This window comes from Streptomyces sp. NPDC000075 (genome assembly GCF_040301925.1).
GTDB classification, from domain to species: Bacteria; Actinomycetota; Actinomycetes; order Streptomycetales; family Streptomycetaceae; genus Streptomyces; species Streptomyces polychromogenes.
Map to the genome: position 1 here is coordinate 105,058 of NZ_JBEPFL010000020.1, position 13,516 is coordinate 118,573.

16 protein-coding genes are annotated in these 13,516 nt (G+C 72.5%); 11 read left to right on the top strand and 5 right to left on the bottom strand.

Annotated features, from left to right (window positions below; translation table 11 throughout):
• Positions 1-31: 31 nt before the first annotated feature.
• Genes ABT403_RS23230 through ABT403_RS23240 form a run of 3 tightly spaced genes read right to left on the bottom strand, consistent with a single transcriptional unit; the run spans position 32 to position 2,135 of the window.
• A complete protein-coding gene (locus tag ABT403_RS23230; protein WP_425580260.1) occupies positions 32-850 on the bottom strand; it encodes an AIM24 family protein in 819 nt (272 codons plus the stop codon).
• On the bottom strand, positions 847-1,497 hold the full coding sequence (locus ABT403_RS23235) for an AIM24 family protein (protein WP_344165344.1): 651 nt from the start codon (positions 1,495-1,497) through the stop codon (positions 847-849). The genes ABT403_RS23230 and ABT403_RS23235 overlap by 4 nt, the downstream gene beginning before the upstream one ends.
• The gene (locus tag ABT403_RS23240; protein ID WP_344165347.1) at positions 1,497-2,135 is read right to left on the bottom strand and encodes an AIM24 family protein; all 639 of its coding nucleotides are present in this window, start codon (positions 2,133-2,135) and stop codon (positions 1,497-1,499) included. The genes ABT403_RS23235 and ABT403_RS23240 overlap by 1 nt, the downstream gene beginning before the upstream one ends.
• Before the next feature lie 160 nt (positions 2,136-2,295).
• Between ABT403_RS23240 and ABT403_RS23245 the strand changes: the two genes are divergently transcribed.
• The 5 genes from ABT403_RS23245 (at position 2,296) to ABT403_RS23265 (ending at position 5,112) form a co-directional block, all read left to right on the top strand.
• Positions 2,296-2,640: a DUF3817 domain-containing protein gene (locus ABT403_RS23245; protein ID WP_079429816.1), complete on the top strand. Its 345-nt coding sequence runs from the start codon at positions 2,296-2,298 to the stop codon at positions 2,638-2,640.
• Positions 2,637-2,933 (top strand): MTH1187 family thiamine-binding protein, encoded by a 297-nt coding sequence (locus tag ABT403_RS23250; RefSeq protein WP_079429817.1) that lies wholly within the window; start codon positions 2,637-2,639, stop codon positions 2,931-2,933. Before ABT403_RS23245 ends, ABT403_RS23250 begins: the two co-directional genes overlap by 4 nt.
• A 174-nt stretch (positions 2,934-3,107) precedes the next feature.
• A complete protein-coding gene (locus ABT403_RS23255; RefSeq protein ID WP_344165353.1) occupies positions 3,108-3,806 on the top strand; it encodes a hypothetical protein in 699 nt (232 codons plus the stop codon).
• The gene (locus tag ABT403_RS23260) at positions 3,803-4,483 is read left to right on the top strand and encodes a DUF4166 domain-containing protein (RefSeq protein ID WP_344165356.1); all 681 of its coding nucleotides are present in this window, start codon (positions 3,803-3,805) and stop codon (positions 4,481-4,483) included. Before ABT403_RS23255 ends, ABT403_RS23260 begins: the two co-directional genes overlap by 4 nt.
• Positions 4,480-5,112, top strand: coding sequence for a TetR/AcrR family transcriptional regulator (locus tag ABT403_RS23265; RefSeq protein ID WP_344165359.1), 633 nt, complete (start codon positions 4,480-4,482; stop codon positions 5,110-5,112). The genes ABT403_RS23260 and ABT403_RS23265 overlap by 4 nt, the downstream gene beginning before the upstream one ends.
• A 13-nt stretch (positions 5,113-5,125) precedes the next feature.
• On the opposite strand, the gene ABT403_RS23270 is transcribed toward ABT403_RS23265, so the two are convergent.
• Positions 5,126-6,121 (bottom strand): ArsR/SmtB family transcription factor, encoded by a 996-nt coding sequence (locus ABT403_RS23270; protein ID WP_344165362.1) that lies wholly within the window; start codon positions 6,119-6,121, stop codon positions 5,126-5,128.
• Positions 6,122-6,233: 112 nt separating this feature from the next.
• On the opposite strand from ABT403_RS23270, the gene ABT403_RS23275 reads away from it, so the two are divergent.
• The 4 genes from ABT403_RS23275 to icmA all read left to right on the top strand — a co-directional run bounded on the left by ABT403_RS23275 (position 6,234) and on the right by icmA (position 10,251).
• Entirely contained in the window at positions 6,234-7,499 is a 1,266-nt protein-coding gene (locus ABT403_RS23275) for an MFS transporter (protein ID WP_344165365.1), read from the top strand.
• 43 nt (positions 7,500-7,542) lie between these two features.
• Entirely contained in the window at positions 7,543-8,052 is a 510-nt protein-coding gene (locus ABT403_RS23280) for a MarR family winged helix-turn-helix transcriptional regulator (RefSeq protein WP_344165368.1), read from the top strand.
• A gap of 50 nt (positions 8,053-8,102) precedes the next feature.
• Entirely contained in the window at positions 8,103-8,432 is a 330-nt protein-coding gene (locus ABT403_RS23285; RefSeq protein ID WP_344165371.1) for a DUF3817 domain-containing protein, read from the top strand.
• A 118-nt stretch (positions 8,433-8,550) separates the two neighbouring features.
• The gene (icmA, locus tag ABT403_RS23290) at positions 8,551-10,251 is read left to right on the top strand and encodes a coenzyme B12-dependent isobutyryl-CoA mutase large subunit (protein ID WP_344165374.1); all 1,701 of its coding nucleotides are present in this window, start codon (positions 8,551-8,553) and stop codon (positions 10,249-10,251) included.
• 87 nt (positions 10,252-10,338) lie between these two features.
• On the opposite strand, the gene ABT403_RS23295 is transcribed toward icmA, so the two are convergent.
• Positions 10,339-10,971 carry a TetR/AcrR family transcriptional regulator gene (locus ABT403_RS23295; RefSeq protein ID WP_344165377.1) on the bottom strand — a complete coding sequence of 211 codons (633 nt, stop codon included), beginning with the start codon at positions 10,969-10,971 and terminating at the stop codon, positions 10,339-10,341.
• A 273-nt stretch (positions 10,972-11,244) separates the two neighbouring features.
• Between ABT403_RS23295 and ABT403_RS23300 the strand changes: the two genes are divergently transcribed.
• Together ABT403_RS23300 and ABT403_RS23305 are read left to right on the top strand one after the other, a co-directional pair.
• Positions 11,245-12,228: a tetratricopeptide repeat protein gene (locus ABT403_RS23300; RefSeq protein ID WP_344165380.1), complete on the top strand. Its 984-nt coding sequence runs from the start codon at positions 11,245-11,247 to the stop codon at positions 12,226-12,228.
• A gap of 619 nt (positions 12,229-12,847) precedes the next feature.
• Positions 12,848-13,495, top strand: coding sequence for a DUF6230 family protein (locus ABT403_RS23305; protein ID WP_344165382.1), 648 nt, complete (start codon positions 12,848-12,850; stop codon positions 13,493-13,495).
• Positions 13,496-13,516 lie beyond the last annotated feature (21 nt).

The following is a 13,516-nucleotide window of genomic DNA, read 5'->3' on the forward strand; positions in this document are numbered from 1 at the left end:
GAAGTTGAATTACGTACAAAAATAGGAAGATCTACAAACCGAGCCGCCGCTGGAGGTCGCCGAGCTGCCCCGGCATCCGCGGCACCCCCAGCTGGCCCAGCGGACCCTGGCCGGCCCCCGGGACGCCCTGCGCGTTGCCCGTGGCCGCCCCGGCGCCCACCGCGCCGACCGACTGCTCCGCCATCAGCAGCTCGGTCGACTGGAGCAGCACCGTGCCCGCGCCGACGAACTCGAACTGGTGCTCCTCGCCCGAGGTGCCCCCGATGCCGGTCAGCGCCCGCAGTCCGCCGATCACGCCGGACATGTAGCCGTGGTCGTAGTGGTGGCACGGGGAGGGGCAGTCCGCCCAGCCCACCAGCGCCTGCGGGTCCACCCGCAGCGGCGGCTCCATGAAGACCACCGGTCCGTTGGACGCCGCCACGAACTTCCCGGTTCCGATCAGCGTCAGGAATCCCGGGACGATCGACTGCTTGAGGGCCAGCGAGGGCTCGTACGCCAGCAGGTTCCCCGACCGGATGGTCAGGTTCCCCTCGTCCAGGTCGTAGGAGTTCACGTCGAAGGCCCGGTCGGCCAGCAGCATCTTGCCCTGGCCCTCGGCCACCACCCAGTCGCTCGCGTGCAGCGGCGAGTGGAAGCTGGTGCGCAGCAGCCGGTCGAAGCGGCCGTGGCCGATGCCGTTGAACTCGATGCGCCCGTAGTACGAGATCATCTTGCCCTTCTGCAGGAACCACTGGTTCCCCTTGAGCTCCACGCAGAAGGTGTACGCGTTCACGTTGTCGTCGGAGGGCAGCGTGTACGGGTCGAAGACCGTCGGACCGCCCGGCCCGCCGCTCACGGGGCCAAAGTTCACAGCTTCTCCTCCGAGGCCTGTACGTAGACCGCGCCCTGGCCGGACAGCTCCAGCTGGAACGCCTCGCCCGAGCCGCGCCCCACCATGTCCCGCCAGCCGAGCGCGGTGGAGAGCTTGTTCCTGACGTCCCCGTGGTGGGCCACGTACGCCTGCGGGTCGACGTGGACCGGCCGGTTCGGGGTGATGGGGAGCTCGATGACCCCGCCGTGGGCCATCACGGCGACCGCGCCGTGGCCCTTGAGGGTGGTGGTGAACAGGCCCTGCCCCGTCACCTGGCCGCGCACCATGCCCATGACGCCGCCCTGCGAGCCCATGAACATCGTGCCCTGCTGGAGGGTGCCGTCGAAGGCCAGCAGCCGGTCGGCCTCGACGTAGAGGGTGTCGCCCTGGAGGTTGATCACCTGGATGTGGTGGCCGCCGTGGCCGAACATGACCGTGCCGCTGCCCTCCACCTCCATCAGCGGGGTCTGCTCGTTCGCCACCCGGCGCCCGATCATGCTCATGACGCCGCCCTGGCCGCCGGTGATGCTCGGGGTGAAGGAGACCTCGCCCCGGTAGGCGAGCATCGCCCCGCGCTGGCTGTACATCTTCTGCCCGGGGACCACCTGGGCCTCGACCATCTTCGAGTTGATCTCGCGGAACGGCATCAGACGTCACCCCCGATCGTGTTGCGCTCGCTGGGCTGCACGTACACCAGGCCCTCGCCCTCGAACCGGATCTGGAACGCCTCGCCCGAGCCCTCGCCGATCAGGGTCCGGAAGTTGATCCCCGACTGGAACGACTGGCGCAGGTCGCCCGTGTGGGCGATGTACGCGCCCGGGTCCACCGAGAGCGGGTACTGGGCGCTGACGCGCAGCACCACCGCCGGGCCGTCGGACATGATCGCCGCCTGGCCGGAGCCCTCCACGGTCGTCGTGAAGAGCCCGTTGCCCGTGCTGGCGCCGCGCAGGCCCGTGAACGTCGTACCGGTGCGCAGGGAGGCGTCGGTGCACAGCAGGTTGCTGGACTCGACGTAGAGCTTCTCGCCGCGCAGGTTCACCAGATTGATCTCGCTCGCACGGTCCGCGAAGTAGCAGGTGCCGTGTCCCTGTACCTCCATCACGGTCATCTGCTCGCCGGTGAGCCGGCGCGTCACCATCCCGCGGAGGCCTTCGCCGCCGCCCGTCATCTTCTTGAAGGCCATCTGCCCGTCGTACGCGACCATGGAGCCGTTCTTCGCTTTCACGGCGTCCCCGGTCAGCTCGACGGCCAGCACCTTGCTGCCTTGGAGTCGGAACTGAGCCACGGGGATGACGGTATCGGCACGCGGCGGCACCGAACAGGGCCCGGAGGTCGATATACGCCACATTCGCCGGTGTTGGGGGTTCCGGCCCCCCGCCCGAAGATCCCCGGCGGCGGCTGAGACACTGGAACGGACCCCCGGTCCCCGGCCCCGAAGGTTCCACGTGGACATCAAGACCGCCTCCGCCCTGCACCGGCTGCGCCTCATCTCCGTCCCGGAGGCGCTGTCGTTCCCGGCCCTGCTGATCTTCGGCTCCCTGCTGAGCCGGATCTCGGACATCGACTACCTGATGATGCCGCTGGGCATCCTGCACGGGATCCTCTTCGTCATCTACGCGGTCTTCCTGCTGGACGTGTGGAACAAGGCGAAGTGGCCGCTGAAGAAGGTCGCCCTCTTCTTCCTGCTGGCGCTGCTGCCCTTCGGCGGGCTCTACGGCGACCGGCTGCTCAAGCGGGACGAGGCCGACAGCGTCGTCGCCGCCCGCGCGCGCGAGGCGGCCCGGGCGTGATCGTCGCGTTCTCGGTGACCCCGCTGGGGGTGGGTGAGGAGGTCGGCGAGTACGTCGCCGACGCGGTCCGCGTGGTGCGCGAGTCGGGGCTGCCCAACCGCACCGACGCCATGTTCACCACCGTCGAGGGCGAGTGGGACGAGGTGATGGACGTGGTCCGCCGCGCCGTCGCCGCCGTGGAGGAGCGCGCGCCCAGGGTCTCCTTCATCCTCAAGGCCGACATCCGCCCCGGCGTCACCGACGGGATCACCTCGAAGGTCGAGACGGTCGAACGCCACCTCGCCCGGGACTGACCCGGCCCGGCACGACCCTTTCCGAAAGCGCCCCCCGCCCGCCCGGGCGGGGGGCGCTTTCGCGCGTCCGCACCCGGCCGGGGTGACCGGGCTCACTGTTGAGCGATCGCTCAAAACCGTCTAGGGTCCCGTTTGAGCGATCGCTCAACACGCGGCGCCGGGGGGTTGAACGGGATGGGCCTGTACGTCGAGACGGTGATCCGCACCGGGATGGACGAGCTGTGGGAGCGCAGCCAGAACCCGGCGCTGCACCAGCGCTGGGACCTGCGGTTCACCACCATCGACCACCTCCCGCGCGCCGGGGGCGAGCCGCAGCGCTTTCGGTACGCCACCCGGGTCCTGCCGTTCGTCACCGTCGCGGGCACCGGGATCTGCGCCGGCGAGCGGCAGCGGCCCGACGGGACCCGGGTCTCCGCCCTGCGCTTCGCCTCGGACCATCCGCTGTCCCTGCTCGCCGAGGGCAGCGGGTACTGGCGCTACGTCCCGGGCCCGGAGGGGATCCGCTTCCTCACCGGCTACGACTACCGCCCGCGCTGGGGCCGCCTGGGTTCCCTGGCCGACCGGCTGGTCTTCCGTCCGCTCATGGGCTGGGGCACCGCCTGGTCCTTCGACCGGCTGCGGCTGTGGTGCGAACGCGGGACCCCGCCGGGCCGGGCCCTGGCCCGGGCCCTCGCCGAGACCCTGCTGCGGGCGCTGGTCTGCGCCGCCGCCCTGGCCCTCGCGCCGGCCGTCGCCGCCCTGCCCGTCCTCGCCGCCGCGCTGCTGCTGCCGCCGCTCCCCGGCACCCCGGCCGCCCGCCGCTGCCTGCGCAGGCCGCCCGGGCGCAACACCGCCGCCGAACCCCGCCTGCTGACCACCCTGGAGCCCTCGTGACGTCCATCTTCCGCGCCCACATGGGCGCAGACTTCGGCCGCCTGCACCCCGAACTCCGGCGCCGGTTCTCCGTCGGGCTGGAGAGTGGGGAGGGCTGCATCGGCGAGGGGACCATGGAGCGGATCTGGCACGGCCGCGGCTTCGTGAAGCCCTTCCTGCGGCTCGGCGGGACCCGCAACATCCTGGTGCCGCGCGAGGGGCGCGACGTCCCGTTCGTCATCGAGAACATGCCCTACGCCGACTCGTACGGGCGCGAGACCGTCACCTTCGTACGGACCTTCCGGCTGCCCGACGGTCCGCGCCGCTTCGACGCCACGATGATCCACAGCCCCGAGCGCGGCTGCGTCCTCGACTACCTGGGCACCCACCAGCACCTCGCCAGCGATCTGCACATGAGCGCCGAGCCCGACGGCTCCCTGCTCATCCGCTCCGGCGAGCACCGCTTCCGCGAGGGCCCCCTCGACCTCCGGGTGCCCCGCCTGATCGGCGGGGACGCCGAGGTGCGCGAGTCCTTCGACGACACCACCGGCCGGTTCCGGATCCGGGTACGGGTGACCAACCCGTACGCCGGGCCGCTCTTCGGCTACGAGGGCAGCTTCACCGCCCGGTACGTGGACGTCCGCACCCACGGCGTCCGCGGTGACCTGCGGCCCGTCCGCGAAGAGGCCCGGGCATGAGCGCGGCCACCAAGGAGAAGCTCCTCGAAGGGGCCCTGCGCACCCTCGTCGAGCAGGGCGTCGCCAAGACCTCCGCCCGCAACATCGCCGCCACCGCCGGCGTCGCGCAGGGGCTGGTCTTCTACCACTTCGGCTCCGTGGACGAACTCCTCGCCGAGGCCTGCCGGTACGGCGCCGCCCAGCGCGTCGCGCGCTACCGCGACCGGCTCGCCGCGCTGGGCGGCCTCGGCGAACTGCTGGAGTTCGCCCGCGCGATGCACGCCGAGGAACGGGCCGGCGGCTACGTCGCGGTGCTCGGGCAGCTGATGGCGGCATCGCAGTCCTCCCCGGCGCTGGCCGCCGCGACCGCCGACGGGCTCGGCCTGTGGATCGCGGAACTGGAGGCCGTCCTCACCCGGCTGCTCGCGGCGACCCCGCTGGCCGGCCTCGCCGACCCGGCGGGCCTGGCCCGCGCCACGGCCGCCTCCTTCGTCGGCATCGAGCTGTACGAGGGGGTCGACCCCGACGGGGCCGGCCGCGCCCTCGACGCCCTGGAACAACTGGCGTCCCTGGCCGCCGTACTGGAGGGCCTCGGCCCGCTGGGCCAGCGCGCGGTCCGCCACGGCCTGCGCCGCGGCACGCGGGGCTGAGGGCCCCGGCCGGTCAGGCCGTGGCCCCTCCCGAGGCCAGGGCTATGGCCAGGGGCGTGCGCTCGTAGCGGACCTGGTGCCCGTGGCGGGACGGGATCAGCAGGCCCGCCTCCCGGAGCACCTTCAGGTGGGCCGAGACCGTGGACGGGGCCAGGCCCAGCCGGTGGGCCAGCGCCGTGGTCGAGGCCGGCTCCTCCAGGGCGCACAGCACATCGGCCCTGACCCGGCCCAGCAGGCGGGCCAGCATGGGCGGGGTGTCCTCCCGCACGGGGGTCCACAGGGCGCCGATGCCCCGGGCCGGGTACACCACGGTCGGCTGCCAGGGCGGGTCGAAGCCGCCCGCGATCTGCGGCCAGACGAAGGCGCTCGGCATCAGCAGCAGCCCCTGCCCGCCCAGGACGCGCTCGTGGTGGGCGGGCCGCTCGATGGTCAGGGTGAGGGCGGCGGAGTCCCAGGAGAGCTCCGGGTGCAGCCCGTCGAAGAGCGCCTCCAGGCCGCCGGCGGCGAGCCGCCGCGAGTGGAAGAGGACGTCCGCCTCCAGCAGGGCCCGCAGCCGCGGCCAGTGCGGCTCCACCAGGACGCTCCAGGCCCGCTCCAGCAGGTCCGCCAGCTCCCGCACGGACCGCGCCGGATCCGCGAGCAGGCGGCGGCCCGGCTCGCCGTCGAGCGCCCCCGGCGTGCAGCTGAGGGACTTGAGCATGTCCTCGCGGGCCGCGGCCGGATCCGCCGCGCGGACCAGCGCCAGCTCCTCGGCGAAGGACACCCCGGGGCCGCTCGGCGGCGGGCTGATGAAGTCCGTACTGTGCCCGCGCCGGGGCATCAGCAGCCACAGCGGCCGCAGGTCCAGCCCGGCCGCCGCCTCCCGGATCCCGCGCAGCCAGGGCAGGTGGTAGCCCTGCCGGTCCGGGCGCTTGAGGGTGCGCACCGCCTCCTGCGTCTCCCACAGCGGCGACAGCGCGAACCGGCACCGCAGCAGGTCCTCGTGCCCGAAGCGGTGGAGCAGTCCCATCCCGGCCGCCTCCCCTCGGGTACGCGACGGCGCCGACCCGAGGACTCTGCCCCAACATTCGCCCCCACGCGAATCACTGCACCGCCGGGGCCGGCCCCGGGAGGCTGCGGCCATGCCCACCGACCCCGAAGCCCCCACCGGGGCCGCACCGAGCGCCACCCCGGACCCGGACGCCCCCGCTCGGGGCTACGCGGCCGTGTTCCGGGTGCCCGAGTTCCCCGCCGTCTTCGCCGCGCACCTGATGTCCGTGCTGGGCGTCGTCGTCGCCGAGATCTCCCTCACCGTCCTCGTCTACCGCGCCACCGGCTCCCCCCTGATGAGCGCGCTCACCTTCGCCCTCGGCTTCCTCCCCTACGCCTTCGGCGGCACCCTGCTCGCCGGGCTCGCCGACCGCCACCCCGCCCGGCGGCTGCTCGTCGCCTGCGACCTGCTGTGCGCCGCCTGCGCCGCGGCCATGGTCTGGCCGGGGACGCCCGTCGCGGGGATCCTCGTCCTGCGCTGCGCCATGGCCTTCGTCGCGCCCCTCTTCCAGGGCGCCCGCAGCGCCTCCCTCGCCGACGTGCTCGGCTCCGGCGAGGCCTTCGTCCTCGGCCGGTCGCTGCTGCGGATGGTCGCCCAGAGCGCCCAGCTCATCGGCTTCGGCCTCGGCGGACTGCTGCTGACCGTGCTGGCGCCGCGCGCGGCCATCGCCCTGACCGCCGCCGGGTTCCTGGCCTCCGCCCTGCTGCTGCGCCTGGGCACCCGGGCCCGGCCCGCACGCGCCGCCACCGCCCGGCACTCCGCGCTCGGCGGGCTGCGGGTCGTCCTCGGGGACCGGCGGCTGCGCGTGCTCACCCTGTTGTGCTGGCTTCCGCCCGCCTTCACCGTCGTCCCGGAGGCGCTCCTGACCCCCTACGCCGACGGGCTCGGCGCGGGCACCGTCACCCTCGGGGTGCTGATGTGCGCCCTGCCCGTGGGCACCGTCGCGGGTGAACTCTGGGCCGGCTCCGTCCTCAGCGCCCGCACCCGGGCGCGGATCACCGCGCCGCTGGCCGCCGTCTGCCTGCTGCCGTTCCTGGTCTACGCGCTGCGCCCCGGCCCGGTCGCCGTCGCGGCGGCGCTGGTCCTCGCCGGGCTGGCGCACGCCCACGCCCTCGGCATCGACCGGATGTACGTGGACACCGTCCCCGACGAGCTGCGCGGCCGGGCGATGACCCTGCTGAGCACCGGGGTGATGACCCTCCAGGGGGTGGGCATGGCGCTGGCCGGGGCCGCCGCCGAGCTGTTCCCGGTGCACGCCGTGGTGGCCGGCTCGGCCCTGCTCGGCACCCTCGTCGTGCTCCTGCTGCTGGCCGGACTGCGCGCCACCGAGCCGCCCGGCGGGCGGGCCGAGGAGTGAGACGGGCGGCGCCGGAAATGAACCGCCCGGTAGGGTCTGGTGGATGCCGAAGCCGCTCAGCCTCCCCTTCGACCCCATCGCCCGTGCCGACGAGCTCTGGAGCCGGCGCTGGGGCCCCGTGCCGTCCATGGCCGCGATCACCTCGATCATGCGCGCCCACCAGATCCTGCTCGGCGAGGTCGACGCGGTGGTCAAGCCGTACGGGCTGACCTTCGCCCGGTACGAGGCGCTCGTGCTGCTCACCTTCTCCCAGGCGGGGGAGCTGCCGATGTCGAAGATCGGCGAGCGGCTGATGGTCCACCCGACCTCGGTGACCAACACCGTGGACCGGCTGGTGAGGTCCGGGCTGGTGGCCAAGCGCCCCAACCCGCACGACGGGCGCGGCACGCTCGCCTCGATCACCGACAAGGGCCGCGAGGTCGTCGAGGCGGCGACCAAGGACCTGATGGCGGTCGAATTCGGGCTCGGCGCGTACGACGCGGAGGAGTGCGCGGAGATCTTCGCGCTGCTCAGGCCGCTGCGGGTGGCCGCCGGCGACTTCGCGGAGGGCTGACCGCCGGGGTGCGTCAAGATCGAGCAAATCGGGCGGTTACGCTCGACGGCATGAAACGAAGCGTGCTGACCCGCTACCGCGTCATGGCCTACGTGACCGCGGTCATGCTCCTGATCCTCTGTGCCTGCATGGTGGCGAAGTACGGCTTCGACACCGGCGCCGACCTGACCCTCGCGGTCTCCCAGGTCCACGGCGTGCTGTTCATGATCTACCTGGTCTTCGCCTTCGACCTCGGCTCCAAGGCCAAGTGGCCCTTCGGCAAGCTGCTGTGGGTCCTGGCGTCGGGCACGATCCCGCTGGCGGCCTTCTTCGTCGAGCGCGGGGTCCGCGCCGAGGTCGAGCCGCTGGTCGCGGACGCCCCGGCCACCGTCTCGGCCTAGCCTCCGCCCGGGCCCGCTCGCGCGGCCCTGTAGGAAAGCTCGAAACCACACCCCCGGGGGAGACTCCCCGGGGGTTTGCCATCGACATTTACTAGGACGTCCTAGTAAATTCGAAGGTATGGACGCAGACGCCATCGAGGAGGGCCGCCGCCGCTGGCAGGCCCGTTATGACAAGGCCCGCAAGCGGGACGCGGATTTCACCACGCTCTCCGGCGATGAGGTCGACCCCGTCTACGGGCCCCGGCCCGGCGACGCGTACGAGGGATTCGAACGCATCGGCTGGCCGGGGGAGTACCCCTACACCCGCGGCCTGCACGCCACCGGATACCGCGGCCGGACCTGGACCATCCGCCAGTTCGCCGGCTTCGGCAACGCCGAGCAGACCAACGAGCGCTACAAGATGATCCTGGCCGCCGGCGGCGGCGGGCTCTCCGTGGCCTTCGACATGCCCACCCTGATGGGCCGCGACTCCGACGACCCGCGCTCGCTCGGCGAGGTCGGGCACTGCGGCGTCGCCATCGACTCCGCCGCCGACATGGAGGTCCTCTTCAAGGACATCCCCCTCGGCGACGTCACCACCTCGATGACCATCTCCGGCCCGGCCGTCCCCGCCTTCTGCATGTACCTCGTCGCCGCCGAGCGCCAGGGCGTCGACCCGTCCGTGCTCAACGGCACCCTCCAGACGGACATCTTCAAGGAGTACATCGCGCAGAAGGAGTGGCTCTTCGAACCCGAGCCGCACCTGCGCCTCATCGGCGACCTGATCGAGTACTGCGCGAACGGCATCCCCGCCTACAAGCCGCTGTCCGTCTCCGGCTACCACATCCGCGAGGCCGGGGCCACGGCCGCGCAGGAGCTCGCGTACACCCTCGCCGACGGCTTCGGGTACGTGGAGCTCGGCCTCTCCCGCGGCCTGGACGTGGACCACTTCGCGCCCGGCCTGTCCTTCTTCTTCGACGCGCACCTCGACTTCTTCGAGGAGATCGCCAAGTTCCGCGCCGCCCGCCGGATCTGGGCCCGCTGGATGAAGGAGGTGTACGGCGCCAAGAACGAGAAGTCGATGTGGCTGCGCTTCCACACGCAGACCGCCGGCGTCTCCCTGACGGCCCAGCAGCCGTACAACAACGTCGTGCGCACCGCCGTCGAAGCCCTCGCGGCCGTCCTCGGCGGCACCAACTCCCTGCACACCAACGCCCTCGACGAGACCCTCGCGCTGCCCAGCGAGCAGGCCGCCGAGATCGCGCTGCGCACCCAGCAGGTGCTGATGGAGGAGACCGGCGTCGCCAACGTCGCCGACCCGCTGGGCGGCTCCTGGTACGTCGAGCAGCTCACCGACCGCATCGAGGCCGACGCCGAGAAGATCTTCGACCAGATCAAGGAGCGCGGCCTGCGCGCCCACCCGGACGGGCGGCACCCGATCGGCCCCATCACCTCGGGCATCCTGCGCGGCATCGAGGACGGCTGGTTCACCGGCGAGATCGCCGAGTCGGCCTTCCAGTACCAGCGCGCCCTGGAGAAGGGCGACAAGCGCGTGGTCGGCGTCAACGTCCACCACGGCTCGGTCACCGGCGACCTGGAGATCCTCCGCGTCAGCCACGAGGTCGAGCGCGAGCAGGTGCGGGTGCTCGCCGCCCGCAAGGAGCGCCGCGACGAGGCCAAGGTGACGGCCTCGCTGAAGGCCATGCTGGACGCCGCCCGCGACGGCTCCAACATGATCCCGGCCATGCTGGACGCCGTACGCGCCGAGGCCACGATGGGCGAGATCTGCAACGTCCTGCGCGACGAGTGGGGCACCTACACCGAGCCCCCGGGCTTCTAGCCCCCGACGGCACCGGTGCGAAGGGGCCGGCCGCGGAGTTCCCCACGGGGAGCCCGGCGGCCGGCCCCGTACGCTCTCCCGGCCGCCTCAGGCGCGGGCGGAGAGGCCGTGCATCAGCAGGGCGGTGAAGGCGGCCACCCAGCCCTCGTCCACCGGTTCGGAGCTCACCAGCGCGCGGTGCACCACCGTGCCCGCGATCACGTCGAAGATCAGGTCCGTGGTGTGCCCGGCGAGGGACTGGTCCTCCTCGTACGGGAGCTCGCCGCGCGCCTGGGCCCGTTCGCGCCCCAGTACGACGAGACGTTTCTGCCGGTCCACGATCGCCGACCGGATCCGGTCCCGCAGCGCCTCGTCCCGGGTGGACTCGGCGACCACCGCCATCAGGGCGGTGCGGGCCTCCGGGCGCCGCAGCAGCGCCGCGAACTGCAGGACCACGTACTCGATGTCCGCTTCCAGTGAGCCCCGGTCGGGCAGTTCCAGCGCGTCGAACAGCTCCGCGACCGCGTCCACGACCAGCTCGTTCTTCCCCGCCCAGCGCCGGTACAGGGTGGTCTTCGCGACGCCCGCGCGGGCCGAGACGTCCCCCATCGTCAGCTTCGACCAGCCCAGCTCCACCAGCGCGTCCCGCGTGGCCGCCAGGATCGCCGCGTCCGCAGCCGCGCTGCGGGGGCGGCCGGTGCGGCCGGGCTGGGGGGTGCTGCGGGAGCAGGGCTTGCGCATGGCCGAGACCATACCCGCCGGTAGCGGAACCGTCGGGGGCCCGCGCGCTGTGGTTCAGATCACGGGGCGCCCGGCGCCCGGGCGAGTTACGCTACGGCTCGTAGCGTAAGAGCGACAACCACGCGAAGAGCTACCGGCGCCAGGTGGGGACCCGGCGCCACGGCAGTACGGGCAGTGAGAGCAGCACCACGCGGAAACGTCGGAAACGACGTTTCACGCGGGATCTTCCGGGATCCTTTTCGTCGGCGCGCGCACACGGGGGAGGATGTACGCATGCAGCCCAGAAACATGTCCATGAGCGGCGTCGTCGACCTCGCCGCCGTGAAGGCGGCCGGCGAAGCCAAGGCGAAGGCCGAGCAGGCCCGCGCGGAGGCGGCCCGTCAGGGCGGCGCCGGCGCGCCCGGCGGCGCGGTACCGCCGTCCGCGCTCGTCATCGACGTCGACGAGGCCGGCTTCGAAAGCGACGTCCTCCAGCTCTCCAACGAGGTCCCGGTCGTCCTCGACTTCTGGGCCGAGTGGTGCGAGCCGTGCAAGCAGCTCGGCCCGCTCCTGGAGCGGCTGACCGTCGAGGCGGGCGGCCGCCTCCTCCTGGCGAAGATCGACGTCGACGCCAACCAGATGCTGATGCAGCAGTTCGGCATCCAGGGCATCCCGGCCGTGTTCGCCGTGGTCGCCGGCCAGGTGCTGCCGCTGTTCCAGGGCGTGGCCCCCGAGCAGCAGATCCGCGAGACCCTGGCCCAGCTGGTCCAGGTCGCCGAGGAGCGCTTCGGCATCCTCGGCCTCCAGGTGGACCCCGACGCCGAGGGCGCCCCGGCGGCCCCGGCCCCCGTCCCGGCCGGCCCGTACGACGCGCTGCTGGAGGCGGCCGTCGTCGCGCTGGACGCGGGTGACCTGGGCGGCGCCGTGCAGGCGTACAAGAACGTGCTCGCGGACGACCCGGCCAACACCGAGGCCAAGCTGGGCCTGGCCCAGGCCGAGCTGCTCTCCCGGGTGCAGCACATGAACCCGCAGACCGTGCGCGCCGCGGCCGCCGAGAACCCGCGCGACCCGGCCGCCCAGATGGCCGCGGCCGACCTGGACCTGGCCGGCGGGCACGTGGCCGACGCCTTCTCCCGTCTGGTCGACACCGTACGCGTGACGGCGGGCGACGAGCGGGACTCCGTACGGGTGCGGCTGCTGGAGCTGTTCGAGGTCATCGGCGCCGACGACCCCCGGGTGACGGCGGCCCGCACGGCACTGGCGCGCGTGCTCTTCTAGGGACCCCGCCTGTTCTGGAGACCCGCCCGGCTCCGGCTGGAGCGGGATCCCGCCGGGTGACCGGCGATTTGTTGACACGGAGATAAACAGCGGCCGCGCTTTGCCAAAACTTGGCAATCGCGGGCGCTGTTACTCGGAGTAAATCGAACCCCGTGAACTGTCCGGTTGGTTCCTTCTTCACCCCTTCTGTCGTGGCCCAGGGTGACACCCTGTGTGGCCGCTGTGTGTCGTAAGGCAGCCCTCCGGTTACCCAGCCGTTACCCGCGAGTAACGACCCCCCTTGTGCCCCGGCCTGGAATGGACCACGATCGGCGACGCTCGGTCCTTCCCGTAGAGCCGCTCACCCGGCGGCCGCGGCGGAGGGTCCCCACCGGGCGGGCCGGTGGCACGCACACCGGCCGTGGACAGGGGGGTCTCTGCCACACCGGCAGGGCCTGTCCTCCAGGTTGCGCGAACGCGTGGCCCAGTGGTTGTCGCTCGGGGGTGATCGCCGGTGTATCGGACGCGGCTGCGCCGCGGCTCGGCCGCCTGCGCTCCTTCCCGAGGACGTAGCACTTCTCCCATCCCAGGCCGGGCTCTGTTCCGGACCGGAGATGTACGTCCGAGAAGGAGGAACGAAATGAGTTCTCAGGTTCGTGGCGGGACCAGATGGAAGCGCTTCGCGCTCGTCATGGTGCCGTCCATCGCGGCCACGGCCGCGGTCGGTGTGGGTCTGGCGCAGGGTGCCCTCGCGGCCTCGTTCAGCGTCTCCGGCCAGGACTTCAAGGTGTCGGCCGACGAGCTCGTCGGCCACGACCTGATCCAGTACGGCAGCGTTGCCGACGGCGCCACGCTGGGCTCGAAGGAGACGGCCCACCACCCGGTGACCATCTCCGGCTTCAGCTCGGCCAAGATCACCAACATGTGCCAGTCGCTGGTCACCCCGGTGCCCGTTCTCGGCGGGGCGATCACGCTGCAGCTGCGGACCGGCAACAAGGGCCGGTCCGCCGAGGCGACCAACCTCTACCTCGACGTGGCCGAGCTGGACGCGGACGCCAAGTTCGACCAGCTCGACATCGGTGTCGCGGTGGGCGACGGCAGCCACACGACCAAGCCGGTCCCCGGCACGGTCGCGGACGCCGGCCTGTTCTCGCAGCGGGCCAAGACGGCCACGCTGACGAACGTCCGTCAGAAGGCGTGGGCGACGACGGCGGGTACCTTCACGCTGCCCGACCTCAAGCTGCGCCTGCTCAGCGGCAACCAGCCGTGCTACCAGGACGAGAAGTAAGCCTCGTCCCGGACGTGTGAC

Coding starts and splice junctions, on each gene's coding strand:
- ABT403_RS23305 (WP_344165382.1), top strand. CDS start 12,848: ATGAGTTCTCAGGTTCGTGGCGGGACCAGATGGAAGCGCTTCGCGCTC.
- ABT403_RS23275 (WP_344165365.1), top strand. CDS start 6,234: ATGCCCACCGACCCCGAAGCCCCCACCGGGGCCGCACCGAGCGCCACC.
- ABT403_RS23255 (WP_344165353.1), top strand. CDS start 3,108: ATGGGCCTGTACGTCGAGACGGTGATCCGCACCGGGATGGACGAGCTG.
- ABT403_RS23280 (WP_344165368.1), top strand. CDS start 7,543: ATGCCGAAGCCGCTCAGCCTCCCCTTCGACCCCATCGCCCGTGCCGAC.
- icmA (WP_344165374.1), top strand. CDS start 8,551: ATGGACGCAGACGCCATCGAGGAGGGCCGCCGCCGCTGGCAGGCCCGT.
- ABT403_RS23300 (WP_344165380.1), top strand. CDS start 11,245: ATGCAGCCCAGAAACATGTCCATGAGCGGCGTCGTCGACCTCGCCGCC.
- ABT403_RS23235 (WP_344165344.1), bottom strand. CDS start 1,497: ATGCCGTTCCGCGAGATCAACTCGAAGATGGTCGAGGCCCAGGTGGTC.
- ABT403_RS23265 (WP_344165359.1), top strand. CDS start 4,480: ATGAGCGCGGCCACCAAGGAGAAGCTCCTCGAAGGGGCCCTGCGCACC.
- ABT403_RS23285 (WP_344165371.1), top strand. CDS start 8,103: ATGAAACGAAGCGTGCTGACCCGCTACCGCGTCATGGCCTACGTGACC.
- ABT403_RS23295 (WP_344165377.1), bottom strand. CDS start 10,971: ATGCGCAAGCCCTGCTCCCGCAGCACCCCCCAGCCCGGCCGCACCGGC.
- ABT403_RS23270 (WP_344165362.1), bottom strand. CDS start 6,121: ATGGGACTGCTCCACCGCTTCGGGCACGAGGACCTGCTGCGGTGCCGG.